This is a genomic window from Methanobacterium aggregans (assembly GCF_017874455.1).
Lineage (GTDB): Archaea > Methanobacteriota > Methanobacteria > Methanobacteriales > Methanobacteriaceae > Methanobacterium_C > Methanobacterium_C aggregans.
This window is the reverse complement of the sequence record NZ_JAGGLN010000003.1, coordinates 70,200-88,029: the sequence shown is the minus strand read 5'-3', so window position 1 is coordinate 88,029 and position 17,830 is coordinate 70,200. Positions and strand designations below refer to the sequence as shown.

The window sequence follows — 17,830 nt, the reverse complement described above, 5'->3', positions numbered from 1 at the left end:
ATTTTATAATTGTAAAAAAATCTATCTGATGGTTAACTATTTGATGATTAAAAAATCTTTGAAATATCCTCTGGATGTCCAAAAACGTCCACTCCTCTGAAATCGTAGAGTTTGTGGGTGTTATTTATATCTATATCCCTCATGTGAATTGTGATCCTTTTGCCACCTGTTACTGCATTGAAGGGACAGGCTATCTGGCAGGCACCACAGCCTATGCATTTGAGGAGGTCTATTTCAACACCAGGATTTATTGCGTCTTCAGGGCATGCTGCCGCAGCCTGGCATGGCTGGCAGTTTTGACAATCTGAAAGTTCGAGTTTGGATGGTAAAACAGTTTCAACATCACCAGACTCAAGATCAACAGGAATTATGCAGGTTTTAACACCACCTTTACCTGCCTGAGCCACAGCATTGGTTATGAGAGTGTCTGCTATTCCGTTGACTATTTTACCAATGGTGTTGGATGTTGCTGGGGAAACAACAAGTAAATCATACTTTCCAAGCGAAAAACGTCCTGTCATTGGGAAGCTGAACTTCTGATCATCTTCGTGAACGAGTTCCCTGTAGTAACCCCCTGTTATGCTCTGAACCTTGTTGAATAGGCCGTACATTTTAAGAACTTCCTCTCCTGCTCCTGAAAGCAGTACAGTTACCTCATGATCCTTTGAGAGTTCATGTAATATGTTTACACTTTCTTCAAGCAAATGACCCGCTCCTGTTATTCCCCAAGCTATTTTCATCCTTTTAACTCCACGATTTTGTAATAGTCTAATAAAAAAATAAGAAATAAAAAAAATATAGAAAAAGGTTTTTCAGAAATTAATTTTAATTGCTATGTTTTCAGAAATCTATGTACTCGTAGGCTTTGTCTTCTCTGAATGCGTATTTAACGGTGTTGTACTGGCTTATAAATTCTGAAACTTCATCTTTAACGTTTTTACCGTCCATTGCAACCTGTTTTATGAATCCTGCAACTTCGCTCATGTGGGATTCCTTCAATCCACGTCTGGTTATTTCCTGGGTTCCTATACGGATACCTGATGGGTCGTCTGATTTGTTCACATCGTCCCATGGGAACAGGTTCTTGTTGAGGATTATGTTGTTTGCCTCAAAGTCCTTTGCAAGTTTTGCAGCGTGTCCAAGGTTTGAAACATCCATTGCAAGTTGATGTGATTCTGTGAATCCAAGATCCTCACACAGAACGTTGAAACCGAGTTCGTAAAGACTTCCTGCCAGTGCTTTGGCGTTCTTGATGATCTGCTCTGCGTATGCGTTACCGAATTCAAGCATTTCAGCTGTTGCTATACCCAGTGCTGCCAGGTGGTGGAGGTGGTGGTTGCTCACAACTCCAGGGAAGACAGCGTCATCGATTTTATGTGCAACTTCTTCTTTGCAGAGTATTATACCTCCCTGTGGACCTGGGAATGTTTTGTGGGTACTTCCTGCCATTATATCTGCACCTTCCTTCAGTGGGTCCTGGAAGCATCCTCCTGCTATGAGTCCGAGAACGTGTGCACCGTCGTACATTATTTTGGCACCAACTTCATCTGCAGCTTCCCTGGCTTCCTCAACTGGATGTGGGAAGAGGAACAGGCTGCCGCCGAATAGAACCAGTTTTGGTTTTTTCTCAAGGATCTCCTTTTTAAGGGCGTCTGGGTCTATGTTCATTTTGGTTTCATCGAATGGATGTGGTGTAACTTTTAAACCCCTTACACCTGCAGCGCTGACATTTGCGTGGCTTATATGACCTCCTTCAGGAACTTGAAGGGCCATCATCCGGTCACCGTAGTTTGTAAGTGCAAAAAATGCTGCTAAATTTGCTACAACACCTGAAACAGGCTGAACATTTGCGTGTTCTGCCTTGAATATTTTCTTTGACAGATCCACTGTGATGTCCTCGATCTCGTCGATGTACTTGCAGCCCTCGTAGAGTCTGCTGCCGGAGGTACCTTCTGCATACCTGTGGGAGAGGTCTGAAGCAAGGGCCTCCCTCACACTTATGCTGGTTATGTTCTCACTTGCTATAAGATTTATACTATTTTCCATCCAATTATGGTGCTCTTTTGTAATATCTTTTATTTTAAGAGCGTATTCTTCGTTTTTAGACATTATTCTCCTCCAAATAAAAGGTTGATTTGATGAGTGGAATATCCTGAGGATACCATTGATCTATTGTATAAAATGCCATGAATATAAAGATTTTCAAAAAAGAGAAGGAGAAGTTTTAAGTGCATTAATAAAGAATCCCCGCCATTTTAATATTGAAACTTTAAAATGGATTGATTCTACATTTGTTATAAAAAATTTTAAAGATGATATTCACATTCAAGTCATTTAAAGACCTTCAATGTGCCTTGAAGAAAGTTTTGGTATTCATCTCTTTGAGGTTTGAAACGATCCTCTGAAGCTCTGAAGCTGGAATACTGACCATTACTTCATCATCTGATATGTTCATGTTGTTCCTGGCACCTATCTCCCCAAAACCGTAGGTCAACTGACCTGTTAGATATGGAACTGCAGCCATTGAACTGCATATTGGCCCCATGTCTGCGCCGCGGCTTTCTACACCTGCATCGTATGCATTTGCATGGAGTAGTTCCATTCCCTGTTTTGCACTGCAGACTATGAAAACAACATCTGGATCAAATTCAGCTGCAGCAAGTGGTGCAAATTCCACGGCTTCAAAGAGTTCAGGTTCCATTGCAAGGTTACGCTTCCAGGAACGTCTGACTGCAGGTATGTTCTTGAACACTCCGCCGGGTACAAGGAAGGATCCAGTCTGCATGTTCTTTGGGAATTCTTTGGGATCTTTAAGTCCAGAATAGCGCAGTCCACCCATACACTCCTCTTCATCGGCAGTGGAATAAAATATTTCACCGTTCATGGCTTTTTCAAGTTTTTGGCAGAAACGAGATTTTCCCTCTTCCCTTTGAATATTCCGAGGTGCCCTTGAAAGCCATTTAATTGCCACAGGTTCCCTTTCAAGTTTGAGTATTTCCTTCAGTTCCTCTCCCAATTCTCTGTACATCTATCCATCCTCCAATTCAATGTTAAGATTTCAGTTATACGATCCAAGAAAAAAATACGATCTGATTAAGGAATATAACCTACTCCTTTTTTAATTTTCTTTTTAGTTTTACTTAAAAGAAAGAATTTATAAAATTAATTTACTTAATACTCTTTTCAAAAAAATCATTCAAAATCATTTTTATTAAAATAATATTTATTAAAAAGCTTTTAGTTCAATAAAATTGGTTTCAATCTCTAGTTACTGATTTTATAAAATAGTTAACAGTGATTATGATTTTAGAGAATGTTTAACATGAAATTGAAGTTTTAGAATTAAAAATAGAAAAATAAAAAGTTGAAGAAGTTTTTAAACTTCTTCTAGTTTCAGCAAGTCTATTTTGCTGGTTCGTTCATTGCAGCTTCAATCTGAGCCATGATCTGGCTGGTTTTGAAGTGCTGCTGGTCTAATGCTCCAGATGGGCATGCACCGACACATGTTCCACATCCTTTACATAGAGCAACGTTTATCTGAGCTTTTCCTTCGACCCTTTCAACTGCACCGAATGGGCAGAGCTCTATGCAGACTTCGCATCCACCGCAGACATCGTCGTCTACGACTGCAACGATAGGTTCGATTTCCACTTCACCTTTAACCATTGGGATTGCTGCTCTTGCTGCTGCACCTGATGCCTGTGCAACTGCGTCAGGAATATCTTTTGGTCCCTGTGCAACACCTGCAAGGTATATACCGTCTGTTAATGTGTCAACAGGCCTGAGTTTTGGGTGAGCTTCCATAAGGAATCCGTCAGCACTTTTGGAAATACCGAGTGTCTGTCTGAGGGTTTCTGCACCTGCTGGTGGCTGTAGACCCACGGATAGAACTACCATGTCGTAGTCGTACTCTGTGACTTTTCCAAGTAAGCTGTCCTCTGACCTGATGGTGAGTGTTTCATCTGGGTTTTCGATTATGCTTGCTGGTCGACCTCTTACGAATTTGATTCCGTATTTCTCCTGTGAGGTCTTGTAGAACTCTTCGAATCCTTTACCGAATGCCCTTATGTCCATGTAGTAGATGGTGACTTCTGTGTCAGGTTCGTGGTCTATTATGAGCTGTGCGTTTTTCATTGCGTACATACAGCAAACCCTGGAACAGTAGTGTTTACCGATCTGTTCATCCCTGGAACCAACACACTGGATGAATGCAACGCTTTTTGGATTTTCACCATTGGATGGTTTGATAACGTGACCCATGGTTGGTCCTGATGCGTTTATGTATCTTTCAAGTTCAAGACCTGTGATAACGTTTTTAGCATCGCCGTATTGGTACTCTTTTTTCTCTGTTGGGTCGTATGGGTCGTAACCTGTTGCGACTATGATGGTACCAACATCGAGCTCGATTGTTTCTGGCTCCTGGTCGTGCCTGATTGCGTTGTTTCCGCATACCTGGTCACAGAGTTTACATTCGATACAGTAGTCCTTGTCTATGGTTGCGCATAGTGGAACTGCCTGTGGGAATGGAATGTAAGTTGCTTTGACCATACCGGTTCCTTCGTCGAAGTAGTTTGGTATTTCTATTGGACAAACTTCGGAACAGCTTCCGCATCCTGTACATACTTCTTCGTCTATGTACCTTGGTTTTTTCTCTACTTTGACTTTGAAGTTACCTATGTAACCGTCAACTTGTTTAACCTCTGCGTAGGAGATGAGTTCGATGTTTTCGTGTTTACCTGCGTCCACCATTTTAGGTGCGAGGATACACATGGAACAATCGAGTGTTGGGAATGTTTTATCCAACTGAGCCATTCTTCCACCGATGGTTGGGTTTTTCTCAATCAAGTAGGTTTTGAATCCCATGTCAGCGAGGTCGAGTGCAGACTGAATACCTGCAACTCCTCCACCTATGACCATGGCTTTGTCAGTCACGGACACTTTGGATGCTTCTAATGGTTCGAGTAACCTTGCCTTTGCAGCGGCCATTCTTACTAGGTCTTTTGCTTTTTCAGTTGCTGCTTCTGGTTCGTGCATGTGAACCCAGGAATCGTGTTCCCTGAGGTTTGCGAATTCGAAAAGGAACTGGTTTAATCCAGCTTCTCTAACAGCTCTCCTGAATGTTGGCTCGTGGAGCCTTGGTGAGCATGCTGCAACAACTACCCTGTTTATGCCCAGTTCTTTAATGTCCTTCTGGATCATTTCCTGACCTGGGTCTGAACACATGTACTTGTACTCTTTAGATACAACAACGTTTGGAAGGGTTGCTGCATAATCTTTCACTGCTTCGATATCAACGACGCCGCCGATGTTCACTCCGCAGTGGCATACGTATACTCCAAGCTTTGGTTCTTCGATTGTTTCTTGTTTTTTCTCTTCTGCCAATTAAATCACCTATTCCATAAATATGTGATAATTATTATTTTATGCTCTACTCTATCACCCCGATAAATAAAGCTTTCTATTTATTTTTTTATACAAAGTTTATATATGAGAAGATTTAGTTCAGATTTGAATGCTTCTAAAACAGTATTTTAACTAAATAAATTTTATACTTAGTTCTATTTTAATATAACGTTAAAATAACCTTTAAAATTATTATAATAATTAGTATCCATATTAAAATAACTATAAAATCTACGTACCAACTTTTTGGAGTATTACCATTAAATTTAAGTCTTGCTTCCTGTTCATGTTCCTTTAAAATCTCTTCTGGAATCCTTTTCATTAGCATTGGAATACCAATGGTCACAAGAATAAAATCATCTAAATAACCCAGAACAGGTATAAAATCAGGTATGAGATCGATGGGGCTTAGAATATACCCTAAAAAAAGGATTATTAAAATTTTGAGGTACAATGGTACTTTAGGATCCTTGTAAGAAAGGTAAAGGGCGTAGGTTTCATATTTGAGTTTTTCGAAATCTTCTCTCCAATTTTTACCCCAAATAATACACATTTCAACATCTCAACCCTTTTTTTATTCCCCAATTATATCTATCTTCATCTTAAAATCAGCATGAGGATTGGTAACGTTACCATGCTCAGTACAGTGCTCAAAAAGATACATGCACTTGCAGCTTTCACATCAAGGTCGTATGTGATTGCAAGAACAAGGGCCAACATTGCAGAGGGCATTCCTGCTTCAACAACGGTTACTGTACTGTTCAATCCACTTAAACCAAAAATACTGACCAATAAAAGAGCTATTAACGGTGCCAATATGAGTTTTATTCCTGAAACTGCAATGGCTTCTTCAATGTAATTCTTCAAACTGCTTACATCAAGGGAGAGTCCAAGGGACATCATTATAAGCGGAATAGCTGCCCCGCTCAGGTATTTTAGGATAGATGGTGCCATTGAGCCAATTTTAATGTGTAAGAGGTTCACAGCCACCCCTAAAACGATACCCCAAACTGGGGGGAATAGGAGGGCGCGTTTAGCTATTTCAGAGTATTTACCTCCAAAAAGCAGAAGGAAAATAATTCCAAAACATATGAATATAATTGTGGAACCCGCATCGTAGAATACAGCCCTTACAAGCCCAGCTGTACCAAAAACACCAAGAACAACTGGATAACCTAGAAATCCTGAGTTGAACATTGTTGAGGTTACTGTGACACTCCAACGGGTTTTTTTAGAGTATCCCCTCATCTTTGAGAATATATATCCTACCAAACCTCCTGCAGCCCCTACCAATATGCATAGGCCTGTTATCTCTGCAAGACTTCCTATATTGGAAAGGTCTGCAGTGTACATTGCCATAAAAATCAGTGAAGGAATGGCTATGTTGATAACAACTTTATTTAATGTGATTGAATCTTCGGGTTTTAAAAGTCCAATGCGTTTTGCTGCATAACCTATGATTATGAGAACTATGATGGAAATTATGGTTTCTAACGAGTTCATTTTATCATCATTTAAATTTAAAAAACAGTTTTAAAAACAGTTTTAGTTGATCTTTACTAAGCACTCTATTGGTCAAACTTGGCTAATATAATTTATGGCTTCTCAAGGTTGGTTCATGGAAAGAACCTAACATAAAAAAATTATAAAATTTATAAAATTAATTTACTTAAATTAACATTCAAAATTAGACACAACTTGAGTAAAAAAATATTAGTTGAGGGTTTAATCAACAACTCCCTCAGTAACGATTTTAAACACGGATTCTCCTTCAGGTAAATGAGGACTGTCAACCAGCCTTGCAATTCTTTTACCTGCAAGTCCTTTTTTAAGCCAGATCCTGTAAGTTGCAGCGTGTCCAAGCACGTGTCCTCCAATAGCCTTTGTGGGACTTCCAAAGAATGCGTCTGGTTTGGACTGCACCTGGTTTGTTACAAAAACAGCCACGTTGTAGGTGTTAGCAATTGTTTGTAATGTGTGAAGGTGTTGATTCAATTTCTGCTGTCTCGTTGCAAGGGATTCCCTTCCAATATATTCTGCACGAAAATGAGCCGTAAGAGAGTCTACAATCACAAGTTTGATATCTGTACCTTTCTGAATTAATTCATTGACTTTATCAGCCATGAGTATCTGGTGGCTGGAGTTAAATGCCCTTGCAATATGGATGTTCTGAAGAACTTCTTCAGTGTCAAGTTCGAATCCGTCTGCGATCTGTTTGATCCTTTCGGGTCTGAATGTGTTTTCAGTGTCTATGAATACACACTCTCCAGAAAGACCCCCTTTTTCTGGAGGTAGTTGACATGTTACTGCCAGTTCGTGGGATATCTGACTTTTACCGGAACCAAACTCTCCAAAAACCTCAGTTATGGATTGAGTTTCTATTCCCCCACCTATAAGCTCATCCAGGCCAGTACTTCCAGTGGTTATACGTCCAACATCTTTCCTTCTTTCCATAACGTCTAGAGCAGTCTCAAAATCTATTTGTTCAGATTTTCTTGCGGCTTCTATGACCTTTTCTGCAACACCTTCACCAATTTCAGCTTTAACACTTAATTCTTTTGCTGTTGCTGTTGCGAGCCTCATCATGTCTGCAAAACCCGCATCTCTCAGTTTCTGGGCAGTTTTCTCCCCAACATTTGGTAAATCTTCCAATTCGACCATTTTAATCTCCTTTTGAACTTTTTAAATTATTAAATCCGTTTTATGAGTTTTTAGATAATATCTCAGCTTTAAAATCTAAGCTTTAATATATCAGCTTTGAATCTATTTTATTGAATGATTAGAGGTTTGTTCAATGAATTAAACCTTTAAAGAAACCACTTTTTTGGCGTTGAGCCTTATTTCTTCGTTGTATTCATCGTAACTTGCATCTGCAATTATGGCGATCTCTTGACCTACCATATCTGCGACTTTATCCTCTAAGGAACCTTCATCTCCAGTTTTTGCTATAACATCTCTAACTTCATCGGTAGTCATTCCAATGAATTCTTCAGCGGCTTTTCTGAAGAAAGTGGCCCTCATAGTCCCTGTTTCATCTTCCATAACACAGGATATTATCATGAGGTAGTTGGGTTCTTCTATTTCCTCTCCACATATATCGCATATGTACGCGTTGTCAGAGAAACTAATTCTTTTGTTACAGTTTGGACACATTTCATAGAGTATTTTATTTCCATAGGCTTCTACAATCTGCCCGGTTACTTTGATATTTTTATCTTCCTCTTCCACATCTTCGATCTTCCGGTTTTTATAGATCATGTCCTGAATTTCATCTAAAGATGGTAACTTTTCAGTTTCATCTTCTTTAGGTTTTGTAACAACTGTATTTCTACTTATACTGATTTCTATACTACCATCTCTGTAGTTAACCCTTGGATTTTCGATTTTGATTGTGTCACCATTGTTCAGGGGCAGGTTTGCTTTTTCATCCCAGAATGATGATCTAACTGTTCCAGTACCATCGGCTATTTCAACTGTCCGAACTATTCCCTGGGTTCCATCACTTCTCTGGAACTGGTTTGGTTCGTAAACATTCAATATTCTTCCAAGCAACCTTATGTTCTGATCTCCTTCTTCTAATTCGTCTATATGTTTTGTTTTGTAGATTTTTTCCTCTATTTCACTTAGAGACGGAAGATTTTTGATTTCTTCGTCACTTGGATTCAACAATCTGGAAGTTCTTCCAACACTGAGTTCCATGTTGTAATTTCCGAACCTGGTTCTGGCATTTTCGATCTTTACTGCATCTCCGGGGGTTAAAGATTTTTCAGCCTTTTCGTCCCAGAAAGAAGTTCTTACAACACCAGTAATGTCACCTATTTCAACAGTTCTCACGGTTCCAGATGTTCCATCGGTTCTCTGGAATTCACTGGGGTCCTGAACGCTCACAATTCTTCCAATTATGTCAATTTCGTCCCCTTCATCATCCATCTCATTTAAAGTTGCTATTTCAACCGGTTTAATATAATCTCCACATTTTTGAAGGGTTTCCTTAAGTTTATCATCTATTTCAGGATCTTCAGTGATTTTAGTGTTCCAGTTGGTGTTTATCCTGTAATCTGTACCGGAATATTCATCAAATTCAATGTTTCCACCGGTTATCTTAATTATGGATCCCTTTTCCAGTTTCATATCTGCGTCATCGTTCCAAAGTGTGACCTTAATACTTCCAGTTTCATCCTGCATTTCAATGGATTTGACCTGCCCTTTAGTGCCGTCATTTCTCTCAAAGGTTATTTTGTCGTAATTTTTGCATACAACACCTATCACAGTGACGTTCTTCATCTCATGGGCATCCCCTATTTTCAGGATATCTTCACTGTACTCTGGAACATCAAACTCTCCCTTGATTATTCTTCCAAGCCAGGAATGGCTTAATGAAATTTCTCCATTTCTTACACGGCTCTGAGCCCCGAGCACCTTAATTGAATCTCCTTCTTTGAGTTTGAGCTCTTCAACAAGGTCCGTATCCTTGTTCCAGAGGGTTAATGGCATTTGACCGGTATTATCCTGTATTTCCAGTGATAAAACTTTTCCCTCCTTACCGTTCCTGTCGAAGGTGTTTATCCTGGGAACCCTGATGATCCTGGCTATTACGTTGACAGTTTTATCTCCCTTCACATCTGCCAGATTAGTTATGCTCTTATCGTACTTGGGAAACGCTTCAAAACCTTCATCTGGAATTTTTTCAAGTTTTGAATTCATGCTGGTTTGGATCTCATCATTCCGGAAGCCCTGTTTAACTTCAACGCGGTTCAATTTTACCACGTCTCCTTCCTGAACTTTTTCCAAGAATTTAACATTTTCAGTCCAGAGTACTACCCTTATTTCCCCAGTTTCGTCGGCTATGATGATGTTTGCAAGTTTTCCTGCCTTACCCTTTCGGCTTGTGAACTTTTTAACGTTTGATACGTGCATTATACGTCCAATGACACAGACGTTATCCTGCCCTGAAATCAGTTGGGATATTTTTTTAGGCTCACTATCAGATAGGGCCTTATTCTCCTCATCTATGTATTCACCAGTTATTGTTCTGGCTATATCGAGGTCACTCATGAAACTTACGTCCTCATATTCCTTCTTCCGCTCTTCCATTTTCTTCAGGAAGTCTTCATATGAGATTTCATCCTTAATTCTTTCGTATTCCTTCATTATTTCATCGTTAACTTCGCCGCTCATTTGGGGTCCCTCACTTAAAATATACTTCTGTCAACCATATTTAAAATACTACTGAGTGCATTTGAGAACTAATGCAGCCCATATTGTATTAATAATTATAATATTTTTATTACTATATAAATTTAGTCACTTGAATGTGTGACACGATTCATATCTAATTGTTTTCCATGTTCAATAAAATGATAGGTGGTTTTTTGCAAGATTTATGATCTCTCCTTTGATCCCATGGGCAATATTTTTATAATAGTTAGTTAGATAAAACTATATATTCAGTGGAGTGACAAAATGAATCAAGAGCTTGAGCTTGTAGAATCAATGGATAAATTGAGCGGACTAATGAGAAAATTCCAAACACAGCTTCTTACGGGGGATTTAAAAGAATATACGTTGCGACAATTGTATTACATTGAATTAATCGATAAAAATGAGGGAATAAGCGTTTCTGAACTATCAAAAAAACTCGATGTTAAAAAATCAACTGTTTCAATAGCCATCAATCAGCTGATAAAATTGGGAATTATAAGTAAAATCCAATCTGAATCTGATAAACGTTTTTATTTCCTTCAACTGACTCTTAAAGGTAAGGATATAATGAAAATGCATAAACAGGTTCATAAAAATACAATTAAAAAGATATTAAAGATTTTAAATCCGGAAGAAGTTGATAGCTTTATTAAAATTGTTAATAAAATCACCATTCATGGATGATGAGATAACTATGCACTATCCATTCAATATTATTAGTTTAAAATATAATTTGTCCACTAAAAATCATTTAAATACAATATAATATTTAAAATAGTCAATAAAATGTTTCAAGCCCGTAAGCTTTAAATTCAATATTAAAACCATTTTAATTCCATAAAAAGGAGGGAATAACAATGTCCATGACAATGGCAGAGAAAATACTTGCAAAAGCCGCTGGTAAAAAGGAATCAGGGGCAGGAGAAATAGTAATGGCAAATATAGACGTTGCAATGACTCATGATTTAACAGGTCCAATGTCTGTGGAATCATTCGAGAAGATTGGAGTAGACGATGTATGGGATCCTGAGAAGATCGTGGTTGTATTCGACCATCAGGTTCCAGCAGACTCAATTGAGGCAGCCCAGAACCACATTGAGATGCGAAAATTCGTGGAGGAACAGAATATAAACAACTTCTACGATGTAAGGGAAGGTGTGTGCCACCAGGTACTGCCTGAAATGGGACACATAGTTCCAGGAGAAGTTGTGGTTGGTACAGACTCACACACCTGCACACACGGCGCATTAGGAGCATTTTCAACAGGTATAGGATCAACGGACATGGCAATGGTTTTTGCAACAGGAAAACTATGGTTCAAAGTCCCTGAAACCATAAAATTCAACATAACCGGAAATCTGGCCGAAAACGTCTACGCCAAGGATGTTGTCCTGAACATAATTGGAAAGATAGGTGCAGATGGTGCAACCTACAAAGCATGCGAATTTGGAGGAGAAACAACCAGGAATTTATCCGTATCTGATAGAATGGTCCTTTGTAACATGGCAATTGAAATGGGAGGAAAAACAGGACTCGTTGAACCGGACCAAAAAACCTTTGACTATCTAAAGGGAAGAACCACCAAATCCTATGAGGTAATGAAGACTGATGAAGATGCAGATTCACTTGAAATTATGGACATAGATGTTAACAACCTTGAACCTCAGATAGCATGTCCACACCACGTTGACAATGTTAAACCAGTTTCAGAGGTTGAAGGAACCAGTATAGATCAGGTTTTCTTGGGTTCATGTACAAACGGAAGACTCAGCGACCTCAGGACAGCTGCAAAGATCCTCAAGGGCCAAAGGGTTTCAGACAGCATAAGAATGCTTGTTATACCTGCTTCAAGGGAAGTTTACACCAAAGCAATGGATGAAGGGCTTCTCAGAACCTTCGTTGATGCTGGGGCCCTTGTATGTAATCCATGCTGCGGACCGTGCCTAGGAGGTCATGTTGGACTCGTGGGTCCAGGTGAAGTGAGCCTTTCAACTTCAAACAGGAACTTTAAGGGAAGACAGGGAAGTCCAGATGCAGAGGTTTACCTGAGCTCAGCAGCAGTTGCAGCAGCATCTGCAATCACAGGAAAAATCTCAGATCCAAGGGAGTTATGATTTAAAACATTTTTTGAGCATTGATAAATATCTAAGTATGTTTTATGGTGTAAAAAGGGATAATAAAACTAAAATCATCACAAGTTCATGATTTAATAAATATAAGAATTTAAAAGGTGTTAAAATGAAAGGAAAAGTCTGGAAATTTGGTGACGACATTGATACGGATATAATCATTCCAGGTAGGTACCTAGTTCTCAGGGGTGAAGCAGAACTTGCAGAACATGCCATGGAAGGTTTAGACCCTGAATTCCCAAATAAGGTCAGTAAAGGTGACGTAATAGTGGCTGGTAAAAACTTCGGATGCGGTTCCTCAAGGGAACATGCACCTGTTGCACTCAAGGGAGCAGGAATCTCCGTTGTGATTGCAGAGTCATTCGCAAGAATATTCTACAGAAACGCAATAAACGTGGGACTTCCCCTCTTGGAAGCCAAAGATATTTCAAAAAAGGTTTCTGAGGGAGATGAAGTGGATATAGATATGGATAAAGGAATGCTGAAGGACCTGAACACTTCAGAAGAGTTCGAAGTTAAGGGTTTGCCTGATTTCATGCTTGAAATTCTCAACAAGGGCGGTTTGATCCCTTACCTCAGGGAGAACATTTCAAACATTAAATAATACCTAAAGAAAACCGATTTAAAGAATATCATAGAATAAAAAGAAGATTAAATTAAAATTAAGATATTAATTACATTTAAAATGAAAATAGGACTTAAAATGGTGTTTTAATGTACAAAATAGCTGTTATACCTGGTGATGGGATAGGAAAAGAGGTTATGGAAGCCGCCTTACACGTACTCGAGGCTTCAGACATTGAATTTAATTACACCTTTGCTGATGCAGGGGATGAAGAGAAGGAAAAAACAGGGGTTGCCCTTCCAGAAGAAACAATAGATATAGTAAAGGCTTCACAAGCATGCCTTTTTGGTGCGGCTGGAGAATCTGCAGCAGATGTCATAGTGAAGCTTAGAAGGGAACTGGAACTTTACGCCAACATCCGGCCTGTAAAATCATACAAAGGAACCAAATGTCTCTTTGAGGATGTGGACTTTGTAATCGTGAGGGAGAACACAGAGGGACTGTATATTGGACGTGAAGAGTACACGGATGATGGTGCAACAGCAGTTAGGGTCATAACGAGAAGGGCTTCCGAGAGGATATGCAGATTTGCATTTGAGTACGCTAAAAATACTAATAGAAACAGGGTTACGGGTGTTCACAAGGCTAACGTGCTTAAAAAGACAGATGGGATTTTCAAGGAAACCTTCTACAGTGTTGCTGAGGAGTACGGTGATTTGGAATCTGAAGACTTCTACGTTGATGCAACTGCCATGTACCTCCTGACCATGCCCCTTCACTTCGATGTTGTGGTAACAACCAACCTTTATGGGGACATACTCTCTGATGAGGGAGCAGGACTTGTAGGAGGATTAGGATTAATTCCATCCGCCAACATAGGGGATACTCAGGGGCTTTTTGAGCCTGTACATGGTTCTGCTCCGGATATTGCAGGTAAAGGTATTGCAAACCCTTCTGCAATGATACTGTCTGCAGTTATGATGCTTGAATACCTTGGAGAGAATGATGAAGCCAGAAAACTTGAAAATGCACTTACAGATGTTTTAAGCGAGGGAAAAATCGTTACAGGAGATCTGGGTGGTAGTTCTTCCACCATGGAAATGGCATCAGAGGTTAGGGCGAAGTTTGAAGAAGCTTAAACCCTTTAATTTTTTTTTCATAATTTATTTTTCCATTTCAAATAATTTCTTTCTTCGATTTAACTCATAATTTAACAATAACTCAAAAACAGTGGATTTTATTTTTTTAAATATTTATTTTAACTTTGTTAATAATAATTAAGAATTGGGAGAGAACAGAAAATATATTATAACACGTGTTATATTAGTTAGTAGGTAGTGATAGATCAGTGAATAACCAATGGATCCCAGGTCATATCCATGTGGATCAATAATTGTAATGGAGTTTTACCCATGGAAGAAAGAGATGAAATTGATATAAGGCCAGATTTTCCTTTACTTGAAGAATTCATTTATTTAGATGCTGCAAGCACAACCCCCACTCCAAAACCTGTTGTTGAGGCGATGTGTGACTACTTCTACAACTACAACGTTAATACAGGTAGGGGTGCCTATAAATTAGCTGTCAAAGCAACCAATGAGTTTGAAAAGGCAAGATCCCGTATTGCCAAGTTCATAAATGCCAAAACCAATGAAATTTTCTTCACCAAGAACACCACGGAAGCTGTGAACCTTGTTGCAAGGGGAATTCCCTTCAAAAATGGAGATTCAGTGGTTCTTCCAAATATAGAACACCACTCAAACTTCTTACCATGGCTCCGGCTCAAGGAAAAGGGTGTGGACGTAAGAATAGTGAAAGCTGATGAATATGGAATTGTTCACCCTGAAGATGTTGAATCTGCAGTTGACAAGACAACCAGGCTCATAACAACCACTCATGTTTCAAATGCCATAGGTTCAGTGCAGCCTGTTCATGAAATTGGGGAGGTGGCCTCTGAAAATGAAGTTCTCTTCATGGTTGATGCAGCCCAATCTGCAGGACACATGAATCTGGATGTGAAGGATATTGGTGCAGATTTTGTTTCATTCCCGGGACATAAAGGATTGTTAGGACCTGTTGGAACAGGATTTCTCTACTGCAGCAGCGAACATGCAGAGGAACTCCAACCCCTTAATTTAGGCGGGGGAACTGTTATTGATGTTACAGAAGGCACCTTTACCCTTGAAGAGATTCCGGCACGTTTTGAAGGGGGAACACAGAACATTGCAGGTGTGATAGGGTTGGGCGCAGCTGTGAAGTATATTGAAAACATAGGGTTGGACAGAGTAGAGAGGCACAGCAGAAAATTAACTGACCTAATGTTTGAAGGTGTCAGCAGCATAGACAACACAATAGTTTATGGAAGTCCAGAAAATATTTATGGTATATTGGCCTTTAATATAGATGGAGTAAATGCACACGATGTTGCCAAGATACTTGACGAACTCAAAAACATATGCGTCAGGAGCGGCCACCACTGCGCAATTCCCGCCATACGGCATGTGGGTGCATATGAACTTGGTGGAAGTGTCAGGGCGTCGGTACATTACTACAACACAAAGGAAGAGGTTCAAACATTCGTTGAATCCCTTGAAGAAATTTCTAAATTTCTCGGAGATTAAAATATGACAAAAGCACAAGCTATAGCACTATTTATAATTTTTATAATGGCTCTAAGTACAGTATCATACATTGCTCTTATTTAAGCCATTTAATATCGGACACTCATGATTCAAAAATTATCAGTGCATTGGCACAAGAAAACTAATTGGAGGAATAATAATGGTAAAAGTTAGAATAGGTGCAGTAGTAGCAGAATTTAACTATGACATAACTCATATGATGTTAGAACTAGCAAAAGAGCATGCTAAATTCCTTGATTCCGAAGTAACAGAGGTGATAACTGTCCCTGGTGTTTTTGACATGCCCCTTGCAGTTAGAAAACTCCTTAAACAGGATGATATCGATGCCGTCATAACCATCGGAGCAGTTATAGAAGGTTCAACAGGCCATGATGAAATCGTTGTCCAGCATGCTTCACGTAAAATAGCAGACCTGGCCCTTGACTACGATAAACCTGTTGCCCTTGGAATATCTGGACCAGGTATGACAAGACTTGAAGCCCACCAGCGCGTTGAGTATGCAAAACGTGCAGTTGAGGCCGCTGTTAAAATGGTTGAAAGACTTGAATAACCATTTTAATATTTTTTAAATACTCATTCTAAAATTAAATGATTATAAACGATTCGATCAATCAAAAACACGTTAAATAGATGTAACTGATGATTTTAGGCCATATTGAGTTTAAATAATATGCTTTTATGAAGATTTTTAAGGCCAAACCTGCCTTAGCTAAATAAATATTTCAATACCTCTTTTTTAAAAAAATTTTTAAAACTTTTAACAATGAGTTGTGACCATAAAAATAAAAGTTTGTGGAACAGACTTAATATCAATTCATGAGGATTAAAGAAGATCATGAATTTAAGTTTATAAACAACTGAAAATTATAAAATTGAAACTCATAATCAATGTTTTAAGGAGATTTTAATGGAAATACTAAAACCAGAAGACCTTAAAGAAAAATTTAAAGACCCCTGGGTAGCCCCCTATAAAAAAGTCATTGCAATGGCCGACGGAGACCAGGTGGAACTTGTTGAATACCACCCCTGTATCTCAGGGTCCCAGTGGATGATCTACCAGTACAAAAGAACCAGCAACCTGGTTCTGGACTCAAAAAGGGATGGAGATAAACATACATACCTTCTGAAGGTTGGCAAGGCAGATATGGAGCTCAAACCAAGTTTTTCAGCAGCAGGGATAGAAGAGGTTGTTGTTGAAGGTGACGAAGTTAAGGTTGTTCATGCAGGACTTGCAGGTGCAGGAGTTGGAGCTGCAATGTGCCGTGGAATGGCCAAGGGAGTTAAACGTGTTGAACTATACGATGTTGGTGGAGGTTCCAAGGTTGGAAGGGCAGCAGTTGTCACCCCCCGTATGCAGAAACTTGTTATAGGGATCGATGACACTGATACCAAGGAAGAAGGAGCAACATGGACCCTTGCAAACAACATAGGTATGGAAATGGCTAAAATGGGTTATGAATACCTGGACCACGTGACGTGCCAGCTTTACCCTCACAACCCCAATAAAACCCAGAATTGTGTCGCAATAGCCCTGGTTTTTGCAGTGATGCCTGGTGACAGACCTAAAATTGTTGAAAAAGTCTGTGATCTACTTAAAAGGGGTACCTTGTCTGATAAAACAGCAATTGCGGTCATGGATGGAATAAAGGTTCCTGAAAAAATCAGGGAATACGGAATATCTGCCAAAAAGTCCATGAAAACAGCAGAGGAAGCTGAAAAAATAGGGGAAGAAGCAGGTGTTCAGTTCGTTGAGGTAACAGGTAGGGAAGGTAAAATAGGTGCTCTTGCAGCTTTAGGCCTTTACAATGATATTGAAGAGGCTGTTAAGGTTTACTATTAACCTCCCTTCAAACTTCTCTTTATACTATACTTTAATTTAATTTTTATTT

The 17,830-nt window shown here is 39.3% G+C and carries 15 protein-coding genes; 7 read left to right on the top strand and 8 right to left on the bottom strand.

Annotation, left to right across the window (positions count from 1 at the left end; genetic code table 11):
• Window positions 1-47: 47 nt before the first annotated feature.
• The 8 genes from J2756_RS05525 to J2756_RS05490 all read right to left on the bottom strand — a co-directional run bounded on the left by J2756_RS05525 (window position 48) and on the right by J2756_RS05490 (window position 10,581).
• Window positions 48-740, bottom strand: a complete 693-nt coding sequence (locus tag J2756_RS05525) for a dihydromethanopterin reductase (acceptor) (RefSeq protein ID WP_209583436.1) — start codon at window positions 738-740, stop codon at window positions 48-50.
• A gap of 100 nt (window positions 741-840) precedes the next feature.
• Window positions 841-2,109, bottom strand: coding sequence for a serine hydroxymethyltransferase (glyA, locus tag J2756_RS05520; RefSeq protein ID WP_209583435.1), 1,269 nt, complete (start codon window positions 2,107-2,109; stop codon window positions 841-843).
• Between the two features lie 235 nt (window positions 2,110-2,344).
• Complete coding sequence (locus J2756_RS05515) at window positions 2,345-3,028, bottom strand: DUF169 domain-containing protein (RefSeq protein WP_209583432.1); 684 nt, start codon at window positions 3,026-3,028, stop codon at window positions 2,345-2,347.
• 374 nt (window positions 3,029-3,402) lie between these two features.
• Window positions 3,403-5,382, bottom strand: a complete 1,980-nt coding sequence (locus J2756_RS05510; protein WP_209583430.1) for a CoB--CoM heterodisulfide reductase iron-sulfur subunit A family protein — start codon at window positions 5,380-5,382, stop codon at window positions 3,403-3,405.
• A 181-nt stretch (window positions 5,383-5,563) separates the two neighbouring features.
• A complete protein-coding gene (locus J2756_RS05505; protein ID WP_209583429.1) occupies window positions 5,564-5,956 on the bottom strand; it encodes a YkvA family protein in 393 nt (130 codons plus the stop codon).
• A 44-nt stretch (window positions 5,957-6,000) separates the two neighbouring features.
• The gene (locus tag J2756_RS05500; protein WP_209583427.1) at window positions 6,001-6,906 is read right to left on the bottom strand and encodes an AEC family transporter; all 906 of its coding nucleotides are present in this window, start codon (window positions 6,904-6,906) and stop codon (window positions 6,001-6,003) included.
• 222 nt (window positions 6,907-7,128) lie between these two features.
• On the bottom strand, window positions 7,129-8,064 hold the full coding sequence (gene radA, locus J2756_RS05495; protein ID WP_209583425.1) for a DNA repair and recombination protein RadA: 936 nt from the start codon (window positions 8,062-8,064) through the stop codon (window positions 7,129-7,131).
• Window positions 8,065-8,202: 138 nt separating this feature from the next.
• A complete protein-coding gene (locus tag J2756_RS05490) occupies window positions 8,203-10,581 on the bottom strand; it encodes an OB-fold nucleic acid binding domain-containing protein (protein WP_209583423.1) in 2,379 nt (792 codons plus the stop codon).
• 285 nt (window positions 10,582-10,866) lie between these two features.
• Between J2756_RS05490 and J2756_RS05485 the strand changes: the two genes are divergently transcribed.
• From J2756_RS05485 to mmp11, 7 genes are all read left to right on the top strand, one after another.
• A complete protein-coding gene (locus J2756_RS05485; protein ID WP_209583420.1) occupies window positions 10,867-11,289 on the top strand; it encodes a MarR family winged helix-turn-helix transcriptional regulator in 423 nt (140 codons plus the stop codon).
• Window positions 11,290-11,462: 173 nt separating this feature from the next.
• Window positions 11,463-12,719 carry a homoaconitase large subunit gene (hacA, locus tag J2756_RS05480; protein WP_209583418.1) on the top strand — a complete coding sequence of 419 codons (1,257 nt, stop codon included), beginning with the start codon at window positions 11,463-11,465 and terminating at the stop codon, window positions 12,717-12,719.
• A 124-nt stretch (window positions 12,720-12,843) separates the two neighbouring features.
• Complete coding sequence (locus tag J2756_RS05475) at window positions 12,844-13,338, top strand: 3-isopropylmalate dehydratase small subunit (protein WP_209583416.1); 495 nt, start codon at window positions 12,844-12,846, stop codon at window positions 13,336-13,338.
• Window positions 13,339-13,448: 110 nt separating this feature from the next.
• Window positions 13,449-14,438, top strand: coding sequence for an isocitrate/isopropylmalate family dehydrogenase (locus tag J2756_RS05470; protein WP_209583414.1), 990 nt, complete (start codon window positions 13,449-13,451; stop codon window positions 14,436-14,438).
• 273 nt (window positions 14,439-14,711) lie between these two features.
• Window positions 14,712-15,920 (top strand): cysteine desulfurase, encoded by a 1,209-nt coding sequence (locus J2756_RS05465; RefSeq protein WP_209583412.1) that lies wholly within the window; start codon window positions 14,712-14,714, stop codon window positions 15,918-15,920.
• A gap of 160 nt (window positions 15,921-16,080) precedes the next feature.
• Window positions 16,081-16,491 (top strand): 6,7-dimethyl-8-ribityllumazine synthase, encoded by a 411-nt coding sequence (gene ribH / locus J2756_RS05460; RefSeq protein ID WP_209583410.1) that lies wholly within the window; start codon window positions 16,081-16,083, stop codon window positions 16,489-16,491.
• A 357-nt stretch (window positions 16,492-16,848) separates the two neighbouring features.
• A complete protein-coding gene (gene mmp11 / locus J2756_RS05455) occupies window positions 16,849-17,781 on the top strand; it encodes a methanogenesis marker protein 11 (RefSeq protein WP_209583408.1) in 933 nt (310 codons plus the stop codon).
• Window positions 17,782-17,830 lie beyond the last annotated feature (49 nt).

Coding starts and splice junctions, on each gene's coding strand:
- ribH (WP_209583410.1), top strand. CDS start 16,081: ATGGTAAAAGTTAGAATAGGTGCAGTAGTAGCAGAATTTAACTATGAC.
- mmp11 (WP_209583408.1), top strand. CDS start 16,849: ATGGAAATACTAAAACCAGAAGACCTTAAAGAAAAATTTAAAGACCCC.
- hacA (WP_209583418.1), top strand. CDS start 11,463: ATGTCCATGACAATGGCAGAGAAAATACTTGCAAAAGCCGCTGGTAAA.
- J2756_RS05465 (WP_209583412.1), top strand. CDS start 14,712: ATGGAAGAAAGAGATGAAATTGATATAAGGCCAGATTTTCCTTTACTT.
- J2756_RS05490 (WP_209583423.1), bottom strand. CDS start 10,581: ATGAGCGGCGAAGTTAACGATGAAATAATGAAGGAATACGAAAGAATT.
- radA (WP_209583425.1), bottom strand. CDS start 8,064: ATGGTCGAATTGGAAGATTTACCAAATGTTGGGGAGAAAACTGCCCAG.
- J2756_RS05485 (WP_209583420.1), top strand. CDS start 10,867: ATGAATCAAGAGCTTGAGCTTGTAGAATCAATGGATAAATTGAGCGGA.
- J2756_RS05505 (WP_209583429.1), bottom strand. CDS start 5,956: ATGTGTATTATTTGGGGTAAAAATTGGAGAGAAGATTTCGAAAAACTC.
- J2756_RS05525 (WP_209583436.1), bottom strand. CDS start 740: ATGAAAATAGCTTGGGGAATAACAGGAGCGGGTCATTTGCTTGAAGAA.
- J2756_RS05475 (WP_209583416.1), top strand. CDS start 12,844: ATGAAAGGAAAAGTCTGGAAATTTGGTGACGACATTGATACGGATATA.
- glyA (WP_209583435.1), bottom strand. CDS start 2,109: ATGTCTAAAAACGAAGAATACGCTCTTAAAATAAAAGATATTACAAAA.
- J2756_RS05470 (WP_209583414.1), top strand. CDS start 13,449: ATGTACAAAATAGCTGTTATACCTGGTGATGGGATAGGAAAAGAGGTT.
- J2756_RS05515 (WP_209583432.1), bottom strand. CDS start 3,028: ATGTACAGAGAATTGGGAGAGGAACTGAAGGAAATACTCAAACTTGAA.
- J2756_RS05500 (WP_209583427.1), bottom strand. CDS start 6,906: ATGAACTCGTTAGAAACCATAATTTCCATCATAGTTCTCATAATCATA.